Source organism: Flavihumibacter solisilvae, from assembly GCF_000814475.1.
GTDB lineage: Bacteria > Bacteroidota > Bacteroidia > Chitinophagales > Chitinophagaceae > Flavihumibacter > Flavihumibacter solisilvae.
In genome coordinates this window covers 21598-46611 of the sequence record NZ_JSVC01000014.1, presented here as the reverse complement: position 1 = coordinate 46611, position 25014 = coordinate 21598, and the positions used below count along the sequence as shown (strand labels likewise).

At 44.6% G+C, this 25014-nt stretch carries 28 protein-coding genes; 21 read left to right on the top strand and 7 right to left on the bottom strand.

Annotated elements, in window-relative coordinates; all coding sequences use genetic code 11:
• Positions 1 to 64 precede the first annotated feature (64 nt).
• Both OI18_RS12915 and OI18_RS12910 read right to left on the bottom strand, forming a co-directional pair.
• Entirely contained in the window at positions 65 to 520 is a 456-nt protein-coding gene (locus OI18_RS12915; RefSeq protein ID WP_039140405.1) for a nuclear transport factor 2 family protein, read from the bottom strand.
• 43 nt (positions 521 to 563) lie between these two features.
• Positions 564 to 1460 carry a helix-turn-helix domain-containing protein gene (locus tag OI18_RS12910; protein WP_039140384.1) on the bottom strand — a complete coding sequence of 299 codons (897 nt, stop codon included), beginning with the start codon at positions 1458 to 1460 and terminating at the stop codon, positions 564 to 566.
• Positions 1461 to 1639: 179 nt separating this feature from the next.
• Here OI18_RS12910 and OI18_RS12905 point away from each other — a divergent pair, with 179 nt between their 5' ends.
• The 9 genes from OI18_RS12905 to OI18_RS12865 all read left to right on the top strand — a co-directional run bounded on the left by OI18_RS12905 (position 1640) and on the right by OI18_RS12865 (position 9940).
• A complete protein-coding gene (locus tag OI18_RS12905; protein ID WP_039140382.1) occupies positions 1640 to 3919 on the top strand; it encodes a xanthine dehydrogenase family protein molybdopterin-binding subunit in 2280 nt (759 codons plus the stop codon).
• Between the two features lie 24 nt (positions 3920 to 3943).
• Positions 3944 to 4411 (top strand): (2Fe-2S)-binding protein, encoded by a 468-nt coding sequence (locus OI18_RS12900; protein ID WP_039140381.1) that lies wholly within the window; start codon positions 3944 to 3946, stop codon positions 4409 to 4411.
• 101 nt (positions 4412 to 4512) lie between these two features.
• Positions 4513 to 5367, top strand: a complete 855-nt coding sequence (locus OI18_RS12895) for an aldo/keto reductase (RefSeq protein ID WP_162836157.1) — start codon at positions 4513 to 4515, stop codon at positions 5365 to 5367.
• A gap of 17 nt (positions 5368 to 5384) precedes the next feature.
• Positions 5385 to 5834, top strand: a complete 450-nt coding sequence (locus tag OI18_RS12890; protein WP_082037957.1) for a nuclear transport factor 2 family protein — start codon at positions 5385 to 5387, stop codon at positions 5832 to 5834.
• Positions 5835 to 5867: 33 nt separating this feature from the next.
• The gene (locus OI18_RS12885; RefSeq protein WP_240312768.1) at positions 5868 to 6494 is read left to right on the top strand and encodes a flavodoxin; all 627 of its coding nucleotides are present in this window, start codon (positions 5868 to 5870) and stop codon (positions 6492 to 6494) included.
• A gap of 16 nt (positions 6495 to 6510) precedes the next feature.
• Positions 6511 to 7632 carry an alpha/beta hydrolase gene (locus tag OI18_RS12880; RefSeq protein ID WP_072039006.1) on the top strand — a complete coding sequence of 374 codons (1122 nt, stop codon included), beginning with the start codon at positions 6511 to 6513 and terminating at the stop codon, positions 7630 to 7632.
• A 22-nt stretch (positions 7633 to 7654) separates the two neighbouring features.
• Positions 7655 to 8380 (top strand): carboxymuconolactone decarboxylase family protein, encoded by a 726-nt coding sequence (locus OI18_RS12875; RefSeq protein ID WP_039140378.1) that lies wholly within the window; start codon positions 7655 to 7657, stop codon positions 8378 to 8380.
• Positions 8381 to 8430: 50 nt separating this feature from the next.
• Positions 8431 to 9468, top strand: coding sequence for an alpha/beta hydrolase (locus OI18_RS12870; RefSeq protein ID WP_240312767.1), 1038 nt, complete (start codon positions 8431 to 8433; stop codon positions 9466 to 9468).
• A 10-nt stretch (positions 9469 to 9478) separates the two neighbouring features.
• Entirely contained in the window at positions 9479 to 9940 is a 462-nt protein-coding gene (locus OI18_RS12865; RefSeq protein WP_039140375.1) for a (R)-mandelonitrile lyase, read from the top strand.
• A 13-nt stretch (positions 9941 to 9953) separates the two neighbouring features.
• On the opposite strand, the gene OI18_RS12860 is transcribed toward OI18_RS12865, so the two are convergent.
• Positions 9954 to 10439: a septal ring lytic transglycosylase RlpA family protein gene (locus OI18_RS12860; protein ID WP_072039005.1), complete on the bottom strand. Its 486-nt coding sequence runs from the start codon at positions 10437 to 10439 to the stop codon at positions 9954 to 9956.
• Positions 10440 to 10636: 197 nt separating this feature from the next.
• Here OI18_RS12860 and OI18_RS12855 point away from each other — a divergent pair, with 197 nt between their 5' ends.
• The 10 genes from OI18_RS12855 to OI18_RS12810 are packed head-to-tail and all read left to right on the top strand — an operon-like array spanning position 10637 to position 19678.
• Positions 10637 to 11917 (top strand): alginate export family protein, encoded by a 1281-nt coding sequence (locus tag OI18_RS12855; RefSeq protein ID WP_039140373.1) that lies wholly within the window; start codon positions 10637 to 10639, stop codon positions 11915 to 11917.
• Positions 11918 to 11939: 22 nt separating this feature from the next.
• Positions 11940 to 12980, top strand: a complete 1041-nt coding sequence (gene nirK, locus OI18_RS12850; protein WP_039140371.1) for a copper-containing nitrite reductase — start codon at positions 11940 to 11942, stop codon at positions 12978 to 12980.
• Positions 12981 to 13001: 21 nt separating this feature from the next.
• Positions 13002 to 13787 carry a formylglycine-generating enzyme family protein gene (locus tag OI18_RS12845; protein ID WP_039140369.1) on the top strand — a complete coding sequence of 262 codons (786 nt, stop codon included), beginning with the start codon at positions 13002 to 13004 and terminating at the stop codon, positions 13785 to 13787.
• A 17-nt stretch (positions 13788 to 13804) separates the two neighbouring features.
• A complete protein-coding gene (locus tag OI18_RS12840; RefSeq protein ID WP_052273178.1) occupies positions 13805 to 14428 on the top strand; it encodes an SCO family protein in 624 nt (207 codons plus the stop codon).
• A 12-nt stretch (positions 14429 to 14440) separates the two neighbouring features.
• Positions 14441 to 14866 (top strand): c-type cytochrome, encoded by a 426-nt coding sequence (locus OI18_RS12835; RefSeq protein ID WP_039140368.1) that lies wholly within the window; start codon positions 14441 to 14443, stop codon positions 14864 to 14866.
• A 25-nt stretch (positions 14867 to 14891) separates the two neighbouring features.
• Entirely contained in the window at positions 14892 to 16259 is a 1368-nt protein-coding gene (locus OI18_RS12830; protein ID WP_039140365.1) for a cbb3-type cytochrome c oxidase subunit I, read from the top strand.
• Positions 16260 to 16284: 25 nt separating this feature from the next.
• Complete coding sequence (locus OI18_RS12825; RefSeq protein ID WP_039140363.1) at positions 16285 to 17064, top strand: CbbQ/NirQ/NorQ/GpvN family protein; 780 nt, start codon at positions 16285 to 16287, stop codon at positions 17062 to 17064.
• Positions 17065 to 17079: 15 nt separating this feature from the next.
• Positions 17080 to 18846 (top strand): nitric oxide reductase activation protein NorD, encoded by a 1767-nt coding sequence (locus OI18_RS12820; protein ID WP_039140362.1) that lies wholly within the window; start codon positions 17080 to 17082, stop codon positions 18844 to 18846.
• Positions 18821 to 19408 carry a cytochrome c oxidase subunit 3 gene (locus tag OI18_RS12815; RefSeq protein ID WP_039140359.1) on the top strand — a complete coding sequence of 196 codons (588 nt, stop codon included), beginning with the start codon at positions 18821 to 18823 and terminating at the stop codon, positions 19406 to 19408. The genes OI18_RS12820 and OI18_RS12815 overlap by 26 nt, the downstream gene beginning before the upstream one ends.
• Before the next feature lie 39 nt (positions 19409 to 19447).
• Positions 19448 to 19678: a cytochrome C oxidase subunit IV family protein gene (locus OI18_RS12810; RefSeq protein WP_052273177.1), complete on the top strand. Its 231-nt coding sequence runs from the start codon at positions 19448 to 19450 to the stop codon at positions 19676 to 19678.
• 7 nt (positions 19679 to 19685) lie between these two features.
• Here OI18_RS12810 and OI18_RS12805 read toward each other — a convergent pair whose 3' ends face one another.
• Positions 19686 to 21059 carry a tryptophanase gene (locus OI18_RS12805; RefSeq protein WP_039140357.1) on the bottom strand — a complete coding sequence of 458 codons (1374 nt, stop codon included), beginning with the start codon at positions 21057 to 21059 and terminating at the stop codon, positions 19686 to 19688.
• Between the two features lie 262 nt (positions 21060 to 21321).
• On the opposite strand from OI18_RS12805, the gene OI18_RS12800 reads away from it, so the two are divergent.
• Positions 21322 to 21807 (top strand): OsmC family protein, encoded by a 486-nt coding sequence (locus OI18_RS12800; RefSeq protein ID WP_039140354.1) that lies wholly within the window; start codon positions 21322 to 21324, stop codon positions 21805 to 21807.
• 30 nt (positions 21808 to 21837) lie between these two features.
• Here the strand turns inward: OI18_RS12800 and OI18_RS12795 are convergent, their stop codons facing one another.
• Positions 21838 to 22296, bottom strand: a complete 459-nt coding sequence (locus OI18_RS12795; protein WP_039140351.1) for an SRPBCC family protein — start codon at positions 22294 to 22296, stop codon at positions 21838 to 21840.
• Between the two features lie 14 nt (positions 22297 to 22310).
• Positions 22311 to 23114: a hypothetical protein gene (locus OI18_RS12790; protein ID WP_039140349.1), complete on the bottom strand. Its 804-nt coding sequence runs from the start codon at positions 23112 to 23114 to the stop codon at positions 22311 to 22313.
• Positions 23115 to 23267: 153 nt separating this feature from the next.
• Here OI18_RS12790 and OI18_RS12785 point away from each other — a divergent pair, with 153 nt between their 5' ends.
• Positions 23268 to 24266, top strand: a complete 999-nt coding sequence (locus OI18_RS12785) for a GlxA family transcriptional regulator (RefSeq protein WP_039140346.1) — start codon at positions 23268 to 23270, stop codon at positions 24264 to 24266.
• Between the two features lie 14 nt (positions 24267 to 24280).
• Here the strand turns inward: OI18_RS12785 and OI18_RS12780 are convergent, their stop codons facing one another.
• The gene (locus OI18_RS12780; RefSeq protein WP_039140344.1) at positions 24281 to 25012 is read right to left on the bottom strand and encodes a dihydrofolate reductase family protein; all 732 of its coding nucleotides are present in this window, start codon (positions 25010 to 25012) and stop codon (positions 24281 to 24283) included.
• Positions 25013 to 25014 lie beyond the last annotated feature (2 nt).

Sequence of the window (25014 nt, the reverse complement as noted above, 5' to 3'; positions counted from 1 at the left end):
AATGATTCAATGAAATTAGTTGAAGCTAACTGCCGGTAATATGAAACGGTGATGAGCAGCGGAATTAATGAGCAATCTTATGTGTGTCCCGTACACTGCTGAAGGTCAATGCTAGCATTTTCCAATTCCTGTCAATTTTTTTATAGACTTCCGTAACGGTAAATTCGGTTACTACATCATTTCCCCGGACGTTCGCAGTAAGCGTAATGCGATTCCAAAGGACTGCAACGTCATCAACTATTTCAACAGCAACATCATGGACATCTGCCTTTTTATACCAAATACTTCCGGACTTTATAATTTCCAGTTCCTCGTTCTTTTTCCAGGTCCCGCTCATATGAACAAACTTCGCTTTATCATGGAAGAGCGGTGCCAAACTATCTACATTTTTGTCAGCCATCCACTGCCATTTTTTTTTCGATAATGCTACTAGTTCTTCAGACGACTTATCGTTCTGCTGTGAATAAGCCAATTGTGTGAATGTCATTAAGAAAACAAATGCGATAGCTAATGATCTCATATTTATAAATTTCAAATTAAATGGCCTTTGCTTCGGGTGATCTTCAATTACTCGTCCGATACTCATTTGGGGAAGATCCAACACGTTGTTTAAATAAGCGGGAGAAATGCTGGGGATATTTAAATCCTAATTCGTAGGCGATCTGGTTAACCGATTTACTTTGGTCAAATATCTTTTGCTTTGCGACTTCAATAATTTTTGATTGTATATATTCCTGTGCTGTTTTACCGGTCTCTTTTTTGATCAGGTCACCAAAATAATTTGCTGACAAATTGAGTTCGCCTGCACTGTAAGCTACTGAAGGCAGACCCATAGTTTGCGGTTTGTCTGTCTGGAAATACTCATTCAATAATTGCTCAAATCTTTCCAGGATTCCATTGTGTGCATTGTCACGGGTAATAAACTGGCGATCGTAAAAGCGAACGCAATAGTCCAGGAACAGTTGAATATTGGCCACAATAAGCCGTTTACTATGCTTATCTACTGCGCGCTCCAGTTCGTATTCAATTTTTGTAAAACAATCCAGAACGATTTTTCTCTCACGTTCCGATAAATGAAGGGCCTCGTTCGATTGATAACCAAAGAAAGTATAATCCTGCATAGTCCGCCCGAGAGAAGTGCCATGGATTAAATCAGGATGAAACACCAATGCATATCCCTTCGGCTGATAAATTTCGCCGTTACTGTTAATTCCCGCTACCTGCCCCGGGGCCAGGAAAACCAATGTCCCTTCCTGGTAGTCATAGGTGTGGCGACCGTAGACCAAATCGCCGCACTTAACATCTTTCAGGAAGATGGTGTAAAAGCCGAAGTACATTTTTGATCCGCTTCTTGGGCTGGCTTTGGACAAATCGACTACGCTTACCTGTGGGTGCAATGTTTCATTATTGTTAAACGCATTGTACTCCTGAATAGTCTCAAAACGACGCATATTGTCCATAACATGCTTTTTAATACATCCCTAAATTACTCGTTTATCAGAGGTTTAGCCATGCAGGAACGGATAATCAGGAATATTGGTAGACAAAACAGTAAAATATATACGAGGAGCCTTTAAAAATCAGGGAACTTAGTTCTGATAAAGTAGTGAGTCTTTTTTAATACAATAACCGCTTACAAATGGAACAATTTAAGTCTACCACCCACAGCAGGCGTTCCTTTTTAAGATCTTCACTATTAGCTGGTGGAGGTCTAATGATCAGTTTTACCTGGTTTGCTGAAACCGCGGCAGGTACTTCAAATGGCACTGATCTTCCCGAATGGATTGAAATAAACGGGTATATAAAAATCACCCCGGATAATATCATCAAGATCCTTAATCCTAATCCGGAATTCGGGCAGAATGTAATGACTTCCCTCCCAATGATTGTAGCGGAAGAGCTGGATGCTGACTGGCAAAAGGTAGTGATCGAAATGGGGCCGCACGATAATGTAAAATTGGGACCTCAATTTACCGGTGGAAGCAATTCTGTGCGGATGTATTGGAAACCGCTCCGGGAAGCAGGCGCTACGGCACGCCGGATGTTGATGGAGGCCGCTGCCCAGTCCTGGAACGTACCAGTGGAAGAAGTGTCAACAAAAGCAGCGATGCTTTACCATGAAAAGAGCGGTAAATCGGGAACATATGGCAGCTTTGCATCAAAAGCTTCGGTAATTCCCATTCCAAAGGGGGTTAAGCTGAAAGAAGTAAAGGATTTTAAAGTAGTGCGAAACTCACAGAAAAATGTCGAGGGGTTGAAAATTGTGTCTGGTAAACCGCTTTTTGGACTAGATTATAAACACGAGGGGATGCTGATTGCCATGATTGAACATCCACCTGCTTTCGGGATGAAACTTAAATCTTTTGATGCAGCTGAAACCTTGAAAATGCCGGGCATCAAAGATGTGTTTAGGCAAAAATTATATGAAGATGGTTTCGAACAGGCCGGCTTCGACACCCGTACTTACAACGAATTGCTGGTCGTTGTTGGCAAAACTACCTGGGAAGTAATGAATGCCCGTAAAAAATTAAAAGCGAACTGGGAGCCTGCCGGCGATTCTAAAGAAACAGTAAACTTCAGGGGACAAAAAAGGGAGGTCTTAATTCCCGGGCAATTGGAGAGTACAGATGCCCAGCTTGATAAAATGCAGGAATACGCAAACAAGCCCGCTGAACAGCTAAGAAGAGACGGGGATCCCGAGGCGGCTTTTAAAAATGCAGCCCAGGTCATTGAACGCACATACAACGCACCGTTTTTGGCGCACAACTGCATGGAGCCGATGAATTTCTTCGCCCACGTTACGGATGAAAAAGCATTATTGGTTGGGCCGTTGCAAGCGCCGGGCTGGACAGAACCGACCCTTGCGAAAGTTTTAGGATTGCCAGCCGACAAGATTGAAATTCAAATGACGCGTATGGGCGGAGGCTTTGGTCGCCGGGCATATGGACATTACCTGGTGGAGGCCGCCCTGATCTCCAAAAAAGTAAAAGCTCCTGTCAAACTTGTATACACCCGAGAAGATGATATGACCTATGGTATTTACCGTCCCATGTACACCGCAACTTACCGGGCTGCGCTGGATGCAAACAAAAACCTGGTCGCATTTCATGTTAAAGGCGGTGGCATTCCTGAACATGCCATTCATGCAAACAGGTTTCCTGCCGGTGCGGTTGAAAATTATCTCGCTGAAGCATGGCAGATTCCATCCAATATTACGATTGGCGCATTCAGGGCCCCGCGATCAAACTTCAATGCTGCAGCGGAGCAATCCTTTTTAGATGAACTGGCAGAAGCAATGGGTAAGGACCCGATTGATTTCAGGCTTGAATTGCTCAAAAAGGCCAAAGAAAATCCCGTTGGCAAAAACAACGAATATGATGCGGACAGGTATGCCGGCGTATTAAAACTGGTTAAAGAAAAATCAGGATGGGGCAACACGGAAAATAATAAATACAGCCGGGGTGTTGCTGCATATTTCTGCCATAATTCATATGCTGCGCATGTGGTTGACATGGTAATGAGAAACGGGCGCCCATATGTTGAGCGGGTTTTTAGCGCGATGGACTGTGGCATCGTAGTAAATCCCGACGCTGCGACAAATATGGTGGAAGGAGCGATAGTCGATGGCATTGGCAACGCGTTTTACGGTAAGCTCAGCCACAAAGAAGGTGCGCCAGAGCAAAACAATTTTAGCCGGTACAGGATGATACGGCATAGTGAAGCGCCGAAGAAAATCGAAGTGCATTTTGTTCAGAATGATATCGATCCTACCGGTTTGGGTGAACCGCCTTTTCCACCCGTGTTTGGCGCCGTTGCAAATGCGTTGTACAAAAGCACCAATAAAAGATATTATAACCAGCCATTTCTTGGTGCACCGTTGCAGCCTAAAAGCAAGCCGGAAAATAAAAGATCATTTTAATATCACTATCAATTTTCATCAGCTATGATCAAACTAAATATAAACAGGAAAAGTTATGAACTGGATGTAGATCCCGAAACACCGTTGCTTTGGGTGCTCAGGGATGTGATTGGACTTGTGGGAACGAAATACGGATGCGGCGTAGCACAATGTGGTGCCTGTGTTGTTCACCTGCAGGGGCAGGCAGTTCGCTCCTGTGTTACAAAAGTTAGCAGGGCGGTCGGGCAGGAAGTAGTGACAATCGAAGGTTTATCGGAAAATAATGACCATCCTTTACAGAAAGCCTGGTTGGAACTTGATGTTTCACAATGTGGGTATTGCCAGGCAGGCCAGATTATGTCGGCGGCAGTTTTGCTGAAAGGGAACAAGAACCCAACTGACAAGGACATAGACAGCGCTATGGAAGGCAATATTTGCCGCTGTGGCACCTACCTGCGTATTCATAAAGCGATACACCTGGCAGCCGAGATTCAGCGAAAAAATCCGAAATAAAACTGATCTCCTTTTAATCAGGAATATTGGTAAGTATTCGGTTATCTGTATACCATTCAGCCGGGATAATGTCAGGAACTTTGCACTACAAAAGAAATTATATGGTGCAAAAAGTGAGATTGAATAACGGAGTTGAAATGCCGATCCTTGGTTTCGGAGTTTTCCAGGTAACGGACCTGGCTGAATGTGAAAGAAGTGTACTGGACGCCATTAACATCGGCTACCGGGTGATAGATACCGCTGCTTCCTACATGAATGAGGAAGCCGTCGGCCGGGCCATCAGAAGTAGTGGAGTTCCGAGGGAAGATTTGTTCATTACTACCAAACTTTGGATCCAATCTAATGGTTACGAAGGAACAAAAACAGCATTTGAAAATTCACTGAAACGTTTGGGCCTGGATTACCTGGATATGTACCTGATGCATCAGCCTTATGGCGATGTATATGGCGAATGGCGAGCCATGGAGGACATATACAAGGAGGGAAGAATCAGGGCCATCGGTGTGAGTAACTTTCATCCTGACCGGCTGATTGATTTAATCCTTCACAATGAAATTGTACCTGCAGTTAACCAGGTTGAAACCCATCCCTTCCACCAGCAAACAGACACGCAAAGTTTCTTACAGGAAAATAACGTGCAGATAGAATCATGGGGACCGTTTGCTGAAGGGAAGAACGATATATTTCAGAACCACTTGTTGCTTTCAATTGGGAAGAAGTATAATAAATCAATTGCACAGGTTATCCTTCGATGGCTTGTTCAAAGAGATATCGTGGCAATTCCCAAATCAGTTCGAAAAGAAAGAATGGAAGAGAACTTCAACATCTTCGATTTCGAGTTAAGTGCTGAAGATATGGAAGCAATCAAAACTCTGGACACCAGGACAAGCAGCTTCTTTGACCACCGCGACCCTGCCATGGTAAAGTGGCTGGGCGAAAGAAAACTTGCTATTTAACTTACCAATAAAAGCATATGAAACAAGTATTGTTCTTCACAATTTTATTATCGGCAATTCTGCCTGTTCACGCGTCTGCACAGGATAAGATCAGTACAAGCATTGAGCAGGAAATTATTAACCTTTCCCGGCAGAAATGGCTATGGATGGCGGATAAAAAGGCAGATACGCTGGCAGCGCTCTTCCATGAAAAATCCATGTTCGTCCATATGGGAGGAAGCTGGGGAAAGGAACAGGAGATCAACGTAATTAAAAGCGGGGGAATTCATTATAAGAAAGCGGATATCCACGAGGTTTCCGTGAAGATTATCGGTAACACGGCAATACTGTTAAACAGGATTACCCTGCTGGCTGTGGTAGGAGGAAATGAAGTAACCAATCCATTTATGGTAACCGAAGTTTATATAAAAGAAAGCGGTAAATGGTTGCTGGGCTCACTATCATTCACCAGGTTAATAGGGCAATAGATCTTTGTAGTTGAAATGGAAATAATTACTTGTATGACAAACCTGTTGTGCGCAATTGTTCTTTTTATTTCATCCTGTACTTCATCGGTGACGGAGGATGTTATTGTAAGGAATGATACCACCATACAACCGAACAAAGTATTGATAGTTTATTTATCCCGGACAAACAACACAAAGGCAATAGCTGAAATCATTTACGAAAATATGGGTGGAACACTTGTGCCACTCGAATTAGAAAAGCCATATCCTGAAAATTACCAGGCTACGGTGCAACAGGTAGCGAAGGAAAATGAAACGGGCTACCTACCCCCCTTAAAGACAAAAATAGACAACATTGATAATTATAATGTTGTGTTTGTAGGCTTTCCTACCTGGGGGATGCAGCTACCGCCGCCAATGAAGAGCTTCCTAAACCAGTATGATCTGGGTGGGAAAACAATTGTGCCCTTTAATACCAATGGTGGCTATGGAATTGGAAGCAGTTTCCAGGCAGTAAAGGAATTATGTCCTAATAGCAAAGTATTGAATGGGTTCACTATCCAGGGCGGATCAGAAAGAGATGGACGATACCTGGTTATTAAAGATAAAAAAAGGAAAGAAGCGCAAACGCAGGTAAAGAACTGGCTGCAAGGACTCAGGTTAATGAAAGAAAATCCTTGACTCAAAAGTGTTATATATGAATAAAGTGGAAATGATTAAAAGAGCAGGTCTTATATTATTATCAATTACTGTCTCTATTGCTTTTACTTCTTGTAGTTCTACTAAAAGAAGTGCAAACAATGGGACATTGGCTATCCAGGAACAGGGCAGCTTCGCTGCGGGCGGTACCGTTATAACTGCTCCTGGAACATTCGACCCTATCAAACACGGAGCATTCAATCCCGCAAACCAGGCCTCAGAAGGTCAGACCCTGCACGGCGACCATGCTTATGTTTTTTACCAGGTGCCGCAAAATGCACGAAAGCTGCCACTGGTGTTCTGGCATGGGTATGGACAATCTGCAAAGACCTGGGAAACAACTCCTGATGGCAGGGAAGGATTTCAGAATATTTTTCTTCGACGTCGATTTCCGGTCTACCTGGTTGACCAGCCCCGGCGTGGAAGAGCAGCACGTGGTACCAAACCTGTAACCATCGACGCGGCACCGGACGAACAACTCTGGTTTGGAATTTTCCGCATGGGTATCGGTACTGAGTTTTATCCTGGTGTTCAGTTCTCAAAAGATCCTGAAGCCCTGAACCAGTTCTATCGTCACATGGTTCCAAATACAGGTCCTTTTGATTTGGCAGTAAGCACGAATGCGGTATCAGCACTGTTCGATAAAACTGGTCCAGGCATTTTGGTAACCCATTCACACAGTGGTGGCCAGGGGTGGGTTGCTGCAATTAAGAACAGGAATATAAAAGCCGTTGTTTCTTACGAACCAGGTAGCGGTTTTGTGTTTCCGAAGGGAGAGGTGCCGGATTCAGTACCTTATGTTGGTGGAGTATTGAAAGCTACGGGTATCCCACTGGATGAATTTTCTCAACTCACGAAAATTCCCATCATCATCTATTACGGCGACTACATCCCTAACCAGCCCGCTGAGAATCCTGGCCAGGAGCAGTGGCGTGCTGCTGTTGCAATGGCGAAGCGATGGCGGGATATAGTAAATAAGCATGGCGGGGATGTTACACTTATTCGCCTTCCCGAAGTGGGCCTCAAGGGTAATACCCATTTTCCAATGTCGGACCTGAATAATGTAGAAGTCGCAGACCTGGTGTCCGGGTGGTTAAAAGAGAAAGGGCTGGATAAGTAATTCTTCACAAATGCAAAGGAACATGAGTAAAATTTTGAAATTGGTCCTGTTAATATTAGCAGTAATGGTTAAGACTACCGGGCACGCTCAAGCGGATACAGGTCAGAATTTAAATTCCAGGCAGCAGGCAATTATCCGCATTTCAGCATTTACCGCGACAGGCAATTTGTCAAAGCTGAAAGGAGAACTGAATGCCGGGCTGGAAGCCGGGTTGACTGTCAACCAGGTTAAGGAAGTACTCGTACATCTTTATGCCTACGCCGGGTTTCCCCGCAGCATCCGGGGGTTACAGACTTTCATGGCTGTATTGGAAGAGCGCAAAGCCAAAGGCATTAAAGATGTAATTGGTGCTGAAGCATCACCAATAAAGGATGAACGTAACAAATACGACCGGGGCAAAGCTGTTTTGGATTCCCTTTTAGGTGCACCGCAAACTGGTCCCCAAACCGGTTATGCAGCATTTGCTCCCGTAATAGAAGTGTTTCTCAAGGAACATCTCTTCGCCGATGTTTTTGAACGTGATGTTTTAGGCTATGCAGAAAGAGAATTGGTGACGATCTCAGTGCTGAGCAGCATTGGCGGTGTCGAGCCAATGCTAAAGGCGCATTTGAATATCTGCCTTAATGTAGGGCTAACACCAGGACAGTTGCAGCAATTTGTAAGAGTAATCAAATCAACCATAGGTGACAAAGAAGCAAAAGCTTCGCAAGCAATTCTTGATGAAGTGATTAAAGGTCGCCAACAGTGATAATTCAGAAAAGTGAGAACATGAAAAAATTACCATTAATAATCTTAGCAATGGCAATAACAGCAATGAATATTGCATACGGTCAAACCAGTAAACGGGTAACAGATCACCAAAATCTATATGGCCTGGTATATGACGGGGCCATCAAAGAAAATGTAAAAGGAAAAGTAAACATTCACCCGGTTTCTTATAAAATAAAAGACATCAGGATAGCGGCAAATATTTACACGCCACCAGGCTACATCTCTACACACAAATACTCAACTATAGTTATTGCGCATCCTAACGGTGGTGTAAAAGAACAGGTTGCAGGTTTATATGCCCAGCGGTTAGCGGAACTGGGCTATATCACCATTACGGCAGATGCTGCGTACCAGGGTGGTAGTGAAGGAGCTCCCCGATATGTAGATAAGCCAGCAAACCGGATTGAAGACATTTATGCAATGGGGGACTTTATTTCCCGGTTTCCTGGTGTTGACACAGCAAGACTGGGGCTACTTGGAATTTGTGGTGGTGGTGGATATTCTTTAAAAGCCACCCAGGCAGACAAGAGATTCAAAGCAGTTGCAACTGTAAGTATGTTCAATTCAGGCGTAGTCCGACGTAATGGTTTTATGAATTCCCAACTTTCAACTATACAGGAACGATTAAAACAGGCATCGGATGCACGGGCATTGGAGGCAGCCGGAGGTGAAGCATTATATGTAAATAATAGCACAACGCCGTTAACGGATGAACAGATCGCAAAACTTCCGTTTGACTTGTACCGTGAAGGTTATATATATTACGGAAAAACGCACGCACATCCAAACTCCAGTGCAAAATATACATTAAGCAGCCTGATGGATTTGATGACTTTTGACGCCAGCACCAATATGGATTTAATTAGCCAGCCATTATTAATGATTGCGGGAAGTAAAGCCGATACTTATTATATGACGGATGATGCATTTAGCAAAGCCGTCAATTCAAAGAACAAGGAATTATTCCTTATCAACGGGGCCACTCATATAGAAACTTATTGGAAGCCCGCATATGTATCGCAGGCAGTGAATAAATTAGTGAGTTTTTACCAGGGCAACCTTTAATTTAAAACTAATGAACTTCAAAAATATAGCTGGTGTGTTGCTTATCGGAATGATTGTTTTTTCCTGTAGGGAAAAAAGTGATTCTGCGCAACCAACCATCTTTCCAAAAGGTGAAAGAATCAATAATGAAAATTTCACGGGAACTGCTTACCTGCAACCACTGATGGCAGCGGATAGTCTCAACTCTATATCCGTCGGAAATGTGACTTTTGAGCCTGGAGCCAGGAGCAAATGGCATTTGCACCCCGCAGGGCAAATATTGTTAGTGACCAATGGTGTCGGCTATTACCAGGAAAAAGGCCAACCCAAAAAAATACTTCGCAAAGGCGATGTTATAAAATGCCCCCCAAATACCCCTCACTGGCACGGGGCCAGTGCCGACACGCCTTTTGTCCAACTAGCTATAACAGGAAGAGAAAAAGGAGAAACGGTTTGGCTAGATGCAGTAACAGACGAAGAGTATCACAAATAACCTGTTATGAGGCTTACTTTTTCTCAGGTTTGTATTCGTTCGTCCCCCATTGCAGCACCTCAACCTTTACGCGTACACGGCCTTCTTTTACCATACCCAATTTCTCCGCCGCGCCTTTCGACATGTCAATGATAACGCCTTCGGCCACGTTCTCGTCTGTTGGTCCACGGTCTATAATGCGAACGTGCACCGTATCACCCCCTTCAAGGTTCGTTACCCGAACCACGGTTCCCAGCGGGTAGGTCGGATGCGCCGCAACCATCTCCTTACTATGAAACGTTTCTCCGCTGGCGGTTTCTTTGCCTTCAAATTCATGGCCGTAATAGGAAGCCAACCCGGTTTTAGACTCCTTAATGACCATGGTATCTTTTGTATTTGCTGATGGATCAGTGCAGGATACGCAATTCACGAAGACTGAACAAGCAAGCACGGTCAGCACCAAAAGAGAAGTGGCGTGGAAATGTTGAAAAACATCTGACGGCTGACTGGAACATTTCATATAACGGTTGATATAGGATGCTCAATGCCGTTTCGCAACTTAAATTTACTACTAACTCAATATATGGCCATATAATAAAGGATAAAAATGTCCTGATTTATGATTAATGTCATATTCCCGCCTGCGGAATGTTAGGTAAATGGAAAAAAGCCCCGACTAGTTTTATACCGCCAAACAGCGAATTAAATAACCCCGTTATGAAATTCCACTCCGCCCTGATTGCCATTATTTGCCTATTCTGTCATGCTGAATCATACAGCCAGGAAGAACATTTCACCATTTCAGGTCAATACAGGCTTAGACCTGAATTCAGAAACGGATATAGAACATTAAGCTCGGACACTACAACCGCAGCTTTTTTTTTGGCCCAAAGGGCGAGGCTGATTTTTGACTATCAGAAATCAGGTGTTGCTTCCCGGATTTCCATCCAGGACAGCCGTACCTGGGGCGATGAAGAAGGCGCAAAAGACCTCGCGGGCCTGCAGGTAAATGAGCTTTGGTTTGAGTTTGCGCTCAACAGGAAACTTTCCGTTAAGCTGGGCCGCCAGGAACTGGTATATGACGACCATCGCCTGTTGGGCAATATGGAATGGGGCAATGTCACCCGTTCCCATGATGCGATTGTTGTAAAGTTTACAAACCGGGAAAAACAATTCCAGGCACATGCTGGTGGTGCATTCAATCAAAGCGGCGAACCGCTGTACGGTACTTCTTATCCATTAAAAAATTATAAGGCGCTGGCTTTTGGCTGGCTAAAAAAGGAGTTCGGCCAGCAACATTCCCTTTCGGCCATAGCCATCCTGAATGGATTGAACTCAACTGTCGCATCGGCGCCAAATCTAAAAGCAAGTTTCACTTTCGGCCCTTTGTACAACTATAACGGGCATAGCTGGAAAACGATCCTGGGGGGCTATTACCAGGGAGGTAAAACGGAAAACAATTTAAAGCTGTTGGCTTTCATGCTCAATGCTTATGCGGAAAAAAGAATCAACAGAATTGCCGCCGGTTTAGGCCTGGATTATTTATCAGGTAGCAGCGATGCCACCAAAACCGGGCATAGCCACAGCTTCTCCACATTGTATGCCACCAACCATAAGTTCTATGGACAGATGGATTATTTTCTCAATATACCGGCTGATACAAAACAAAGAGGATTAGCAGATGCTTATCTGAGGCTAACGGTTTATCCTTCTTCCCGGCTTACTGTAAACGCCGACCTGCATCATTTCTCCTTTGCACATGAAACCAACAGTGAATTCCAAAGTGTTGGGAAACCGGCCGGGACAGAAACGGATTTTACAATGGAATATAAACCGTCCACTATCATCAACCTGCAGGCGGGATACGCCATGCTATTCGCCACGGAAAATATGGAAAGTGTGAAAGGCGGGGACTACAATAACTATAACGGCTGGGCTTTTATCATGCTGAAAATATCGCCTGTATTCTTTAAACATGTCTTTAAATCACCCAACTAAATATTCATAAAAACATGTCAATATGAAACTGACTGTTATTAAATCCGTCTTAGCGCTGGCCCTGCTTGCCTCGCTGGTGGCCGGCTGCGACAGCTCCGCCACAACATCCACTTCATCAGTAGCTATCGATGAAATAAAAGGCGAAGAAACCGCCGTGCTCACTGACGCACCCAATGTACCGCCACCCATTACCCGTAAACACGCCACCAAAGTGATTGTAAACCTGGACGTGGTAGAGAAGGTTATGAAAATTGCGGACAGCACAGAATATACATTCTGGACTTTCGGCGGCAGCGTACCAGGTAAGTTTATCCGCGTCAGGGAAGGTGACCTGGTTGACTTCACGCTGAAAAACCTGCCCGACAGTAAACTGCCACACAACATTGACCTGCATGCTGTAAATGGTCCAGGTGGTGGGGCCGAAGCTACTTTGGTTGCTCCGGGTCAGTCTGCCAGGTTTCAGTTCAAGGCATTGAATCCCGGCCTCTACGTTTACCATTGCGCTACCGGTCCCGTGGGTATGCATATCGCCAATGGGATGTACGGCCTGATCATGGTGGAACCCAAAGAAGGAATGTCCAAAGTGGATAAAGAATTCTATGTAATGCAGGGAGATTTTTATACCAAAGGGAAATACGAGGCCCCTGGCCTGCAGGAGTTCGACCAGGATAAAGCCATCCAGGAAAACCCCGATTATGTTTTGTTCAACGGCCGGGTGCGGGCCAATACAGGAGCCAATGCCATGCAGGCGAAAACGGGTGAAAACGTCCGGTTGTTTGTCGGCAATGGCGGTCCCAACCTTACATCTTCCTTTCATGTGATTGGTGAAGTGTTTGATAAAGTATATGTGGAAGGTGGCGATTTGATCAATGAAAATGTGCAAACCACTGTAGTGCCGGCAGGTGGGTCATCAATAGTTGAAATGAAACTGCAGGTACCGGGCATGCTGAATATTGTTGACCATGCACTATACCGCACTTTCCACAAAGGCGCATTGGCACAGATAAAAGTATCAGGCGATGAAAACCCTGAAGTATTCAATAAAATAAAAACGCAGAAATAGAAAAACGCAGTGTACTGATTCATGAAATATTTCCTGACCATACTGTTGTTAACTGTTTTCTCCGGGCTTGCACAGGCCCAGGAGAAAGCAGTTATTGCAGATAAGAAAATGGTCACTGTAGCTGCCGGAATCTATAAGCCATTCTTTGAAACAAATGACAGCAGGCCGTTAATGGTAGCTGCTTTTAAAATGGATGAATGCGCCGTAACCAATGCGGAGTTCCTGGAATTTGTAAAAGCCAATCCAGCCTGGAGAAGATCAAAGGTGAACAGGCTTTTCGCCGACAGCAATTACCTGAAACATTGGGAAAGTGATTTATCCATCGGTAAAATAAATGCGAACATTTACCACTCACCGGTAGTGAATGTTTCCTGGTTCGCGGCGCAGGCTTATTGCAAATGGAAGAACAAACGGTTGCCAACAATTGCCGAATGGGAACTGGCCGGAAATGGGAAGCCACGGAATATTAAATACACATCGCTGACCGAATATATTTTGGGCTGGTATAAGAAACCCAATCCGCCGGTATTGCCGAATGTAAAAACCACTTACCAAAACCAGTATGGATTGTACGATATGCATGGATTGGTTTGGGAGTGGACATTCAACTTCAACAGCTTTACCAGCAAAGCCGATTCGCGGGGAAGCACAGAAGATGAAGCAAAAGCCTTTTGCGCCGCCGGCTCGGTTAAGGTGAAAGACAAAAACGACTATGCGGGATTTCTCCGGTTCAGTTATCGAGGTAGCCTGAAGGGCAATTACTGCATTCCCAATCTTGGGTTCAGATGTGCCAAAGACATCCCCTGACATTTAAATACAAAGCAATGAACAGCCATATTATCATAACCCTTTTTGCCATGCTGATGCTGGCTGGCTGCAGGCCATACGCGGTAGAAACAAGCGGGCTTGACCCGTTGAAAAAATCAGTAAATGCCACAACGGAAATCAAAAGCAAACCCGCTGCAGAAAGTATTTTTCAACTCGCCGACACTTTTCAAACACAGGATGGCAAGCCCTTCAACCTGGCGATGCTCAAAGGAAAACCAACCGTAGTGGGAATGATCTTCACCAATTGCACCTATGCCTGTTCACGACTGACCAGCGACATAAAAGGTATCGCTGACTCATTACAAGGACAGGCGGATAAAGTAAACTTCCTGCTGGTAAGTTTTGACAGCGAAAGGGACCACCCGGCACGACTGAAACAATTCGCCGGCGAAATGGGACTGGGTGAGAACTGGACCTTATTACATGGCAGTGATGAAGCTGTAAGATCCTTATCGGTATTGCTGAATGTGCAATATGAAAAATCGGCCAGTGGGAATTTTTCCCATAGCAACATGGTTTCCGTTTTGGATAAAAACGGTGTGTTCCGGTTTCAGCAGGAAGGACTGTTTGCCAATCATACGCAAACCATCAGCGAAATAAAAGATGCAATCAGAAAATAAAAACCAAAATCTATGTTATCAAAATCACAGGCAAAAATATTTTTCCTGGGTGGCACGGTGGTCACCTTCGCCATATTCCTGGCATTATCGTGGACTTCATTAAGTCATGAAGTGCCGAAACGAACACATGAAGAAAACCTTAGCCAGCAGGTGATTAAGGGTAAGGTGCTCTGGGAGAAAAACAATTGCATGGGCTGCCATACCATTATGGGCGAGGGGGCTTATTACGCCCCTGAGCTTACCAAAGTATATGACCGGAGAGGCGAAGGTTTTATCAACGCTGTCTTAACGAGCAAAATTCCCTGGCAGCCACGGGGAAGGCAAATGGTGGCTTATGGTTTTTCCAAAGAAGATGCCGCCAACCTGACCGCATTTTTCAAATGGATTGGTGAAACTGACCTGAATGGATTCCCCGCAAAACCTGATCTGAAAAAATAATCCTGCCAAATACTAAACAACATTTATGAAATATAAATCACAAAGAGTAGCGTATTGGTTTTTCGCACTGTCCATGCTGCTGCTTTCTCTGCAGATCATCTATGGCTTTATCATGGGCTTCGCCCACATGGGCTATGACGGTCTGCACAGCATCATCCCTTTCAACACCGCAAGAGCAGTACATACCAACCTGCTTGTCGTCTGGCTGCTATCCGGTTTTATGGGGGCTGCTTATTATATCATTCCTGAAGAATCGGAAAATGAACTGGTCAGCGTAAAACTTGCTTATATCCAATTGATATCATTGGCGGCGGTGGGGGTAACCGCTATAGTGGGTTATCATTTTAATTATTGGGAAGGACGGAAGTTCCTGGAGATCCCAAGGCCGCTGGACTGGCTGGTAGTGTTGAATGTATTGACTTTCCTGGGTATTATCCTGGCGACGCTCTATAAAGGAAAAAAACGTACAACCACGGCATTGGTACTGACCATGGGCCTGGTGTTTGCGGCGCTGCTCTATCTGCCTGGTATGATATGGTTCGATAACCAGACCATGGATTCGTTCTTCCGCTGGTGGGTAGTGCACCTTTGGGTAGAAGGAGTTTGGGAATTGATTATGGGTGGCATACTGGCCTTCCTGTTAATCAAAATCACCGGTGTGGACAGGGAAGTAATTGAGAAATGGCTGTATGTAATCGTAGGACTTACATTCATCTCAGGCATATTGGGCACAGGCCACCATTACTATTATATAGGCGTAGGAAAAATCTGGTTGATTGTCGGAGGTATCTTCTCTGCCCTGGAGCCACTTGCATTTTTAGCGATGGCCTTGTTCGCTGTGGCTATGTATAGAAAAGGTGAGAAAAAGCATCCCAATAAAATGGCCTTGAACTGGACACTGGGCACATCGATTGTTTCTTTCGTTGGCGCTGGTCTGCTGGGACTTGCACATACATTGCCGCAGGTTAATATGTACACGCACGGAACACTGGTAACTGCCATGCACGGGCACCTTGCTTTTTGGGGCGCATATGGTATGATTGTTTTCTCCATCATTAGTTATACAATGCCCAATCTTACCGGCCGCAAATTCTTTGACAGCACTACAGGCCAGTTAGCATTCTGGTTATCCAATATCGGTATGCTGGGAATGACTACGGCCTTTGGTGTTGCCGGTGTGGCGCAGGTATACCTGGAAAGAAAAGTGGGTATTGAATTTGGCGAGGTACAAACGGAAATACAGGTACACTTTTTAATCCTGGTGCTTTGCGCTACTATGTTTACCAGCGGAATTGCGCTGTTCATTTATGAATTCATTAAATACGGCCGCCCTACCGAAGAAGCGCTGGCGCCTTCGCCAATGAAAGCTAACGTGATAAGCCCGGTTATCTGATAATCCATTTTCTAAAAATTAACACATGAGCACAACGGCGCCCTATTATCATAGCACGGGCAAAGAAGAAGAAGTGTTTGAACATGCCTGCAGGAATAAGATTCCCATATTATTGAAAGGCCCAACCGGTACGGGTAAGTCGAGGTTTGTTGAATACATGGCATATAAGTTAAATAAGAAATTATTGACCATCAGCTGCCATGAAGAAACATCTTCCACCGACCTGGTTGGGCGCTTTATTCTCAAAGGCGCAGAAACCACCTGGCTCGACGGTCCGCTGACCACTGCCGTTAAAGAAGGTTTTATTATTTACCTGGATGAAATAGCCGAAGCCCGGCCTGATGTTATTGTGGCCATTCATTCCTTAACCGACCATCGCAGAGAACTATTCGTTGATAAACTTGGAAAAACGTTTAAGGCGCACGAGGATTTTATGCTTGTGGCCTCTTTTAACCCGGGATATCAGCGGGGATTTAAAGAATTGAAGCCATCCACCCGGCAGCGTTTTGTCGCTTTAACCTTCAACTATCCGGAAGCAGATCATGAAACAGAAATACTGGTGAATGAAACTAAACTGGAAGGATCGGTGGCAAAAAAATTAGTGGCCATTGGCGGCAAGATCAGGAACCTTACCGAACTGGGATTGACAGAAACAGTATCGACGCGATTATTGGTAGATGCCGGTAAGCTCATTCATTCAGGCTTGCCCAAAAGGCTTTCCGTAAGGGTAGCCGTGAATGAACCACTCACCGACGACCCCGAGGTTTTGGCGGCATTGAATGATTTAAGCGACCTCTTGATTTAAGTGAAATGAACGAACATGGCATTAGATGAATTCCTTTACGGCAAAATCGCCAACTATTTCAAAAAGCGGAAAACCATTCCCGATGAAATTATCTCGAGAATGGTTTCGCTGGCGGATATAAAGCCACGACTTACCATCCTGGCAAGGGCCGTTACCGGAAGCGCTATAGAATTATACCCGGCCGAAAGAGAAGGTGGCTATAAGCAGAACAACTTTTTTCTGCCGCCAGCCTTCTCTCTCTTCCCGTCCTATCAGCAAAACTTATCTTTTTACTTTTTCAGGATCCTGTACCTGTCGGTGCAAAGAAAACTGCATTTCAACTGGTATGCCGCTGATGAACAACCGGATATTACATCGCAACGAAGAGCGAAGGAAACTTCGGCGCAGGTATTGGAAAATCTTTTTGAGGAATATCCTGTTACAAAGCAACTGCATGATGATTTTATAGCACAGCTTCAACAATGCCAGACGGAGAAATCACCGGTTGACTATAGTTGGCTCTATGGAAAATGGATGCGCGACGGTACAGAAAACAATGCTGACGAATTACTTCGTCATTTTTCCGACAAAACAAAGACTGCTAATGAAAATAAAATTACTACAGTTCTGAAAGCCAAAGCCGTAGAAGCAATCACCAGCATACAGGTGGATAAGAAACAGCAGGAAGATTATGTGTTGACCCACAATTTCGAAAAAGTGGATACGGCTGATGAATTCAGTGGTGTATGGCGTGACTTTGACGGGGAAGATGAACTGGAGAAACAAGCCGATGCCCTGGATGAGTTGAACATGAAATTTACTGTAAGGGTGGACGATACTGCCCATTCCGTTTACCAGGCCGACTTTACCGAAAACACTACCATCGCCGAAAGTGCGGATGCCAGCGGCACCGGTCAGTCTGTTTGTTATGATGAATGGAACTATGCCAAAAGGACGTACAAAGAAAAGTTTTGTAAGGTCTATCCCGCCCGGCAACTAAAGGAAGATGCAGGGTATTACAAGCAAACGATTTCCAAAAATTCCTCTTTACTGACGGGTTTGCGAAAGATGCTCACCAATGTAAACAATAAGCTGCAACAGCAGCGGAGGCTGAGGCAGGGGGAGGAAATAGACGCCGATGCCATAACCGACCTATTTGCTGATATACATTCCGGGCATAGTCCTTCTGAAAATATCTATCTCTCCAAAAGAAAAAAAGAAAAGGATCTTTCCATACTCCTATTGCTCGACATCAGCCTGTCAAGTGATGGTTATGCCGATGGAAACCGGGTGATTGATGTAGAGAAACAGGCTTCCCTGTTGTTTGGGGAAATCTTAAATGAATTCAATATTGACTTTGCGATCGCCGGTTTTTATTCCAAAACCCGCAACCATTGCAGCTACCTTATGATGAAAGATTTTGAGGAAAACTGGCAGAAAGCCCGATACAGAATAGGGGCAGCTGAACCCAATGGCTATACCCGCATTGGCGCCGCACTGCGGCATTCCGGGGCCTTGCTTGATCAACGAAACAGCAAAAACAAATGGGTGATATTGATCTCGGATGGCAAACCTAATGACTATGACAGGTACGAAGGCCGCTATGGCATCCAGGACGTAAAGCAGGCCCTCCGTGAACTGAACCAGCGGCAAATTCAATCGTATGCATTGGCTATAGAAGCGCAGGCCCGCTATTACCTGCCGCAAATGTTCGGTCAAAATCATTACCAGATCCTCAGTAACCTTAACGACTTATTGCAGTCACTTGTAAAACTTTATGAAAGAATTAAACACCAATCCTGACCTTAATAATTTCTGGTACCCGCCCGGCGGAATCCTTGTCTGGATGCTTATCTTTTTGGAGCTGGCTACTTTTGGCATGGGCATCATCGCGCTGATCTATTGTAGCAAAGAGGATCCCGCATTATTTCATACTTCCCGGTTAAGCCTGAACAAAACATTCGGCGCCATCAATACAGCACTATTGCTCACGAGCGGCTATTTTATGGCCAGCACCATAAATGAGCTCAGGCGAAATAATAGGGCGAAAGCTTCTTTTTATTTGCAACTCACAATGTTGGGTGGACTGCTTTTCATGGTCTTAAAGGGAGTGGAGTATAGTCAAAAGCTAAATGCAGGGATCAGCATCAACACCAATTTGTTTTACACCTTTTATTGGATGCTGACCGCTTTTCATGGTGTACATGTGGCAGTTGGACTGGTGATGCTGGCTGTATCCTGGCTGCGTCTTAGAAAGAAAGATGCTGTTATCGATATGGAGCATATGGAGGCCGGCGCCGCCTTCTGGCACATGTGTGACCTAATCTGGCTGCTCCTGTTTCCGGCGCTGTACCTGGTGTTATAGTATGACCAGCACTAATAATTGAATTAAAACTGGAGAACAATGAAAAACAAAAACAGCATTACCTGGATCGTGCTGATGTTACTTACTATCATCACCGCATTTTTAATCGGCCCGCGATATGCGGCCATTTTAATCCTGTTAATTTCCGCAATGAAATTTTTGCTGGTAGCTTTCCAGTTTATGGAGCTTAAAAAAGCTCACTCGTTCTGGAAAGTATCTATGATAATAGTAGTAACATTCGTTTCAGCAGCAATACTGGTAATACTGTAAGGGGGTTTTATTGAACAGGTTTTAATTTGGCAGTAAAATGTCTTAGCAGGGCCGTTTCCTCTGTTATTGTCAATCCTCTCAATGAATCTTTTGATTCAAACACGTTGATGACTATTTCGGCTACATAGTCTATATGGCTTTGCGTATAGACCCGCCGGGGAATAGCTAATCGTATCAGCTCCATTTGTGCCGGTTTGAGTTGGTGGTTCGCATCGTATTTGCCAAACATGAGTGATCCTATTTCCACGCTCCTTATCCCTCCTTCAATATACAGGGCGCAAACCAAAGCCTGTCCGGGGTACTGGTCAACCGGGATATGTGGCAGGAAAGCCTTTGCATCAATGTACACGGCATGCCCGCCTGCCGGTTGCATTACCGGTATGCCTGCGGCGATTAATTTATTGGTGAGGTATTCAACACTGCGGATGCGGTATTGCAGGTAATGTTCATCCATCACCTCCTTTAGACCGATGGCAATGGCTTCAAGGTCTCGTCCTGCCAACCCGCCGTACGTGGTAAACCCTTCGGTAATGATCAATAGATTTCTGCATTTCGCTGCCAATTCAGGATCTTTCATGGCCAGGAAACCGCCGATATTGGCAAAAGCATCCTTCTTGGCGCTCATGGTACACCCATCCGCATAAGAGAAAAGCTCAGCGGCAATTTCAGGAACAGAACGGTCGGCATATCCCTCTTCCCTCAATTTGATGAAATAGCTGTTCTCGGCAAATCGACAGGCATCAATAAAGAAAGGAATCCTGTGTTCTTTGCAAACAGCACTGGCCTCTTTAATATTTTGCATACTCACGGGCTGACCACCGCCAGAATTATTGGTCACCGTCATGATGACCATCGGGATGTTTTCCGCTCCCTTTTCTCCAATCACTCTTTTCAGCGCTTCGATATCCATATTCCCTTTAAAGGCTGAAGGAACGGATGGGTGTTTGCCTTCCTCACACAGCAGGTCAATTCCTTCCGCGCCGGAAAATTCAATGTTTGCCCTTGTCGTATCAAACAAAGTATTGCTGATAAACCATTTTCCCTTTCCACCCAGAATAGAGAATAGAATTTTTTCGGCAGCCCTGCCCTGGTGAGTGGGGATCACAATAGGAAAACCCGTAATGTCTTTTACAGTTTTTTCGAAATGAAAGAAACCGGCGCTCCCGGCATACGATTCATCGCCCATCATGACACCTGCCCACTGGTTGCTGCTCATGGCGCTGGTACCACTGTCAGTTAGCAGGTCAATCAGTACATCTCCAGCCTTAACCTGGAAAGGATTATAGTCCGCCTTTTCAAGAATTTCGAATCGTTCTTCTTTTGTGTTGAAACTAATCGGCTCGACCGATTTTATTTTAAATGGTTCAATGATGGTTTTCATCCGTTGGAATTTTGTCCCGCGTTATTGCGGTGTTATTTGAAACAGGTTTGTTGAAAGAATGATAAGGAAGCATCTGCGGGATACCTCAGGAAGGCTTGCGGATAATATTCTTGAAGATGTTATTATACATCAACGCGAAAATAACAACGCCGGAACAAAGCCCACATGACGAAAATCATGTTTTCGCTGCGAATTGGATGACGAAAGTTAGATCACTACAGCCACTGCCTTCTGACATTTGCTTTCTCAATCAACAGTTACAATGGCACAGCATGAAATAGAAACACAGTGGATGGGTAAAATGCAGTTCAACGCACTGGTAAACGGACATACAATAGTAATGGATGCTCCAGCAAGAGCAGGAGGCGAAGAAAACGGGCCCATCCCGAAACCGTTCGTATTAACAGCCTTATCAGGCTGCACGGGTATGGATGTAGTTGCCCTGCTGCGCAAAGCGAATATTGCATTGGATGATTTTAGTTTGAAAGTCACCGGGGAACTTAGTAAGCATCAGCCGTTGGAATATGTGGCGATACATGTCGTTTATGATATACAAGGAAAAGAAGAAGACAAGGATGCGATTGTAAATGCCATCACGGACTCGCAGGAAAAAATATGTGGCGTGAGCAGTATGCTGAAAAAAGCGCTGCCGGTGACATGGGACATCTATTTCAACGGGAGCGAAGTGTTTTCGAACAAGGCAACTATGCGATTGGCAGATACTTCATTTCGGGAACGAAAACCTTAAATTCAGGAATGTTTTAGGCCTTTTTTTCTATCAGCAATTACTACTCATTCGATTTGTGTTATCGATCAAAGGCAGTAATTTATTACGTAAATACTGAGTCCAGGCGGGAGCACAGGCATCAAAACATTGAAAATCCGGATTCAATCCTTCGTGCGTAAAAACCAGTTCGGTATTGCCCGCTTTTTCTGAAATGTCAAAAATTATCCTGGTGCCCGTCCACTCATGTTTCTCCTCAACAAAGGTCAGCTCAGCTTCCGTTATCAGCCATACCAATCTTTTGTTGGGTATTACTTCTACCAGTTTTTGTTTGCTGTAATGAGCACCGTCTCCGGCACGAAAGACAAACTCATCGTCGGGTTCACGCGTACTGCCTTCAATTACTTCAGAGTAATATCCTGACCACCAGCCACGAACATTGGTAATCGCATTAAACACTTCCATCGGAGTTCGCTTCGTTGTTAGCGTGAGCGTAAAATCTGTAGTTGTCATTTTTTTGTGGTTTTTTAGTGATGTGCAGATGAGGAAGGGGCGTCAGCAACAGGTAGGCACCATGCTTTATTGATCGCGCAGAGTTGTTCAAGCAATTCTTTATATTCCTTTCTTACCGCTTCGGTTTCAGTTTTTCCAAGAAACTGAACGCTGTATCCATGAGGCCCGTGTAATATTACAAACGGATACATTGCCCCGGGTCCGGGTTTCCCACCACCTACCTCCGCATTGGTGACATTCGGCGCATAGTACATAACGTGGGGAACGCTTGCGGTAATTACATGATCATCTTGATCGGGGTTGGTGTAGGTCCTGAGTATCGGTGACAGCATGTATGATATGCCAGCCCGTTCGGGCGCCTTATAATATTTCTTTTTGAAACGATCCTGGATGATGTTTTTCAATTCAATTGGAGAAGTTCCTTTAGCCTGCATTTTTGCGATGTCAAAGAAAACGGGCATTATGGTTTTGGCGCCGGCTTCATCAAATGAAATCGGGTAAAGAATATCGTTCCTGTATTCTTTCAACGGCCAGGAACCTCTCATTGCATCGTCTCCGTTCCGGGAGACTAAGGTGTGAAATCCATTGGTTCCCTTGCGGGCAATTTCAAAACCCCTATCCGGATTCAATACATATACTGTTGCACTATCCCTGAGATGCGGTGGCAATGCACTGAGCGCCAATCGGATTTCCAAATCCTTTGGTAGTGGCTCTATTTTACCCATGTGGCCTTGGTCCTGTTTAGGCTGTGCATGTATTGTAAAGGAGAAAATCATGCTTACAATGAATGCGGTTAGCCGTGTTGTGCTGCGTGACATAATTATAAAATTTAGTATGGCTAATTCTTTGTCATCACCGTAGTTCACAAAGCTAAAATCCTTCGCCGCGGCTTACAGGGTGCAAAATGGACTTTGTAGCGGGTTGATTTGGACAGGACATTTAAGTACCTTTATTAGTAACACTTTCACGCAATGAAACACATTACCATAGTCGTTCCTGCAGGGAAAGGCACTTTAAGCACGGTAACCTGTATCGCCAGTACATTTGAAGTATTCGCAACAGCGAATAGTTATTGGAAGCAACGCGAGGGGAAGGAATTGTTCAGGATAGAATCAGCAGGCGCTTTAGAGCAAACTGAAGTTTATGATGGCGTGTTTACACTGAAACCGCAGGTCAACATTTCGGCTATTGGCAAAACCAATCTTATCATTATTCCTCCTGTGGCTTATACTGATCAGAAGTTCAAACAGGAAAATAATTTGCTGGTTGATTGGATTATTCAGCAATATAGAAAAGGAGCGCAGGTAGCTTCGCTGTGCTCCGGTGCGTTTATGCTTGCCTCGTCGGGTTTGCTGAATGGCAAAAATTGCTCCACCCATTGGGCTAATGCAGGTGCATTAAAGGCTATGTTTCCCGAAGTAAATGTGCAGGCTGATCATTTGATCACGGACGAAGATGGAATATATACCAATGGTGGCGCGTATTCTTTCCTGAACCTGCTGATTTACCTGGTAGAGAAATATTATAACAGGCAAACAGCTATTTATTGTTCCAAAATGTGCCAGATAGAGTTGGATCGGAACAGCCAGTCTCCGTTCACCATATTTACCGGGCAGAAATTACATGGTGATGAAATGGTAAAAGCAGCGCAAGCCTATATTGAAAGCAGGCTGGATGAAAAGGTATCGTTTGAGCATTTGTCTTCCAGGTTTTCTGTGGGCAGGCGGAATTTTGACCGGAGGTTTATAAAAGCTACCGGTAATACACCAGGTGAGTATGCGCAGCGGGTAAAAATTGAATCCGCAAAAAAATCCCTTGAAACGACCCGCAAAACCGTTAACGAGGTTATGTACGAGGTTGGGTATTCAGATGTTAAAGCATTTCGGGAGGTTTTCAGAAAGCTTACTGGCATGTCGCCACTGGAATACAGGGCGCGGTATAATAAGGAAGCAAGTTTGCAGGCTGTATAAGCGAGGCATGAGTATCACTGATGTCTTTTTGACGTTGTATACTGCAACCAAACACCACCACCTTCCAGCTTTTCAATATTTCTTAAATCAAATTCCGCAAGCTTATTATCTGGCAGTACCCTTCCGTATTCAAACAGTGGAGGCCCATTTGTGGCCTTAACCGCTACCGGGGAGATCAATAAACTCAGTTCATCAATAATTCCTGAATTCAGGAAGGAACCGTTGATGCTGCCCCCGCCTGAAACTATAAGTGTTCTGATATTGAAGAAAGCATACAATTTTTCGCAGGCAATTTTGAAATCAAGTTGGTCGGTTCCGGAAATAATGTAAGATACATTGACAGAACGCAGGTGAGCTTTATAAGCATTAGAAGCTTGTAGTGTTAATACTTCAATGATATGCGCATGTTGACGATTAGCATAACGCAAACTGTTTTTTTTCCAGCCTACCTTGCCGTCCGCATCAATGGACACGTAGTATATCGGGGCATTGTTTTCAGCTATAAAATCGCCTTCCGGAACTGTCGGTGTGTTTTCGTTCAATATAGGTTTGTGAAACTGAGTGAACACCTGTTCAGTAGTTATAGGTCCGCAAGCCCAGGCAGAAGGATTATCGCTGTTGTTGGCCTTTTCAAATACTTCATCTACGAAGCGTGTTTTATAATTACGCCAAAACCTGCCTGAAATCTTTCCGTCCGATGAGACCAATACATGGCACACGACTTTAGGTCTGTTTTCTACATTCATAC

What these genes read in the sequence shown, in the direction of transcription:
- nirK (WP_039140371.1), top strand. Translation starts at nt 11,940, where the DNA reads ATGAAACTGACTGTTATTAAATCCGTCTTAGCGCTGGCCCTGCTTGCC.
- OI18_RS12905 (WP_039140382.1), top strand. Translation starts at nt 1,640, where the DNA reads ATGGAACAATTTAAGTCTACCACCCACAGCAGGCGTTCCTTTTTAAGA.
- OI18_RS12890 (WP_082037957.1), top strand. Translation starts at nt 5,385, where the DNA reads ATGAAACAAGTATTGTTCTTCACAATTTTATTATCGGCAATTCTGCCT.
- OI18_RS12785 (WP_039140346.1), top strand. Translation starts at nt 23,268, where the DNA reads ATGAAACACATTACCATAGTCGTTCCTGCAGGGAAAGGCACTTTAAGC.
- OI18_RS12880 (WP_072039006.1), top strand. Translation starts at nt 6,511, where the DNA reads ATGAATAAAGTGGAAATGATTAAAAGAGCAGGTCTTATATTATTATCA.
- OI18_RS12895 (WP_162836157.1), top strand. Translation starts at nt 4,513, where the DNA reads ATGGTGCAAAAAGTGAGATTGAATAACGGAGTTGAAATGCCGATCCTT.
- OI18_RS12835 (WP_039140368.1), top strand. Translation starts at nt 14,441, where the DNA reads ATGTTATCAAAATCACAGGCAAAAATATTTTTCCTGGGTGGCACGGTG.
- OI18_RS12780 (WP_039140344.1), bottom strand. Translation starts at nt 25,012, where the DNA reads ATGAATGTAGAAAACAGACCTAAAGTCGTGTGCCATGTATTGGTCTCA.
- OI18_RS12800 (WP_039140354.1), top strand. Translation starts at nt 21,322, where the DNA reads ATGGCACAGCATGAAATAGAAACACAGTGGATGGGTAAAATGCAGTTC.
- OI18_RS12820 (WP_039140362.1), top strand. Translation starts at nt 17,080, where the DNA reads ATGGCATTAGATGAATTCCTTTACGGCAAAATCGCCAACTATTTCAAA.
- OI18_RS12860 (WP_072039005.1), bottom strand. Translation starts at nt 10,439, where the DNA reads ATGAAATGTTCCAGTCAGCCGTCAGATGTTTTTCAACATTTCCACGCC.
- OI18_RS12885 (WP_240312768.1), top strand. Translation starts at nt 5,868, where the DNA reads ATGACAAACCTGTTGTGCGCAATTGTTCTTTTTATTTCATCCTGTACT.
- OI18_RS12790 (WP_039140349.1), bottom strand. Translation starts at nt 23,114, where the DNA reads ATGTCACGCAGCACAACACGGCTAACCGCATTCATTGTAAGCATGATT.
- OI18_RS12810 (WP_052273177.1), top strand. Translation starts at nt 19,448, where the DNA reads ATGAAAAACAAAAACAGCATTACCTGGATCGTGCTGATGTTACTTACT.
- OI18_RS12865 (WP_039140375.1), top strand. Translation starts at nt 9,479, where the DNA reads ATGAACTTCAAAAATATAGCTGGTGTGTTGCTTATCGGAATGATTGTT.
- OI18_RS12855 (WP_039140373.1), top strand. Translation starts at nt 10,637, where the DNA reads ATGAAATTCCACTCCGCCCTGATTGCCATTATTTGCCTATTCTGTCAT.
- OI18_RS12840 (WP_052273178.1), top strand. Translation starts at nt 13,805, where the DNA reads ATGAACAGCCATATTATCATAACCCTTTTTGCCATGCTGATGCTGGCT.
- OI18_RS12795 (WP_039140351.1), bottom strand. Translation starts at nt 22,296, where the DNA reads ATGACAACTACAGATTTTACGCTCACGCTAACAACGAAGCGAACTCCG.
- OI18_RS12875 (WP_039140378.1), top strand. Translation starts at nt 7,655, where the DNA reads ATGAGTAAAATTTTGAAATTGGTCCTGTTAATATTAGCAGTAATGGTT.
- OI18_RS12900 (WP_039140381.1), top strand. Translation starts at nt 3,944, where the DNA reads ATGATCAAACTAAATATAAACAGGAAAAGTTATGAACTGGATGTAGAT.
- OI18_RS12915 (WP_039140405.1), bottom strand. Translation starts at nt 520, where the DNA reads ATGAGATCATTAGCTATCGCATTTGTTTTCTTAATGACATTCACACAA.
- OI18_RS12870 (WP_240312767.1), top strand. Translation starts at nt 8,431, where the DNA reads ATGGCAATAACAGCAATGAATATTGCATACGGTCAAACCAGTAAACGG.
- OI18_RS12805 (WP_039140357.1), bottom strand. Translation starts at nt 21,059, where the DNA reads ATGAAAACCATCATTGAACCATTTAAAATAAAATCGGTCGAGCCGATT.
- OI18_RS12845 (WP_039140369.1), top strand. Translation starts at nt 13,002, where the DNA reads ATGAAATATTTCCTGACCATACTGTTGTTAACTGTTTTCTCCGGGCTT.
- OI18_RS12910 (WP_039140384.1), bottom strand. Translation starts at nt 1,460, where the DNA reads ATGGACAATATGCGTCGTTTTGAGACTATTCAGGAGTACAATGCGTTT.
- OI18_RS12830 (WP_039140365.1), top strand. Translation starts at nt 14,892, where the DNA reads ATGAAATATAAATCACAAAGAGTAGCGTATTGGTTTTTCGCACTGTCC.
- OI18_RS12815 (WP_039140359.1), top strand. Translation starts at nt 18,821, where the DNA reads ATGAAAGAATTAAACACCAATCCTGACCTTAATAATTTCTGGTACCCG.
- OI18_RS12825 (WP_039140363.1), top strand. Translation starts at nt 16,285, where the DNA reads ATGAGCACAACGGCGCCCTATTATCATAGCACGGGCAAAGAAGAAGAA.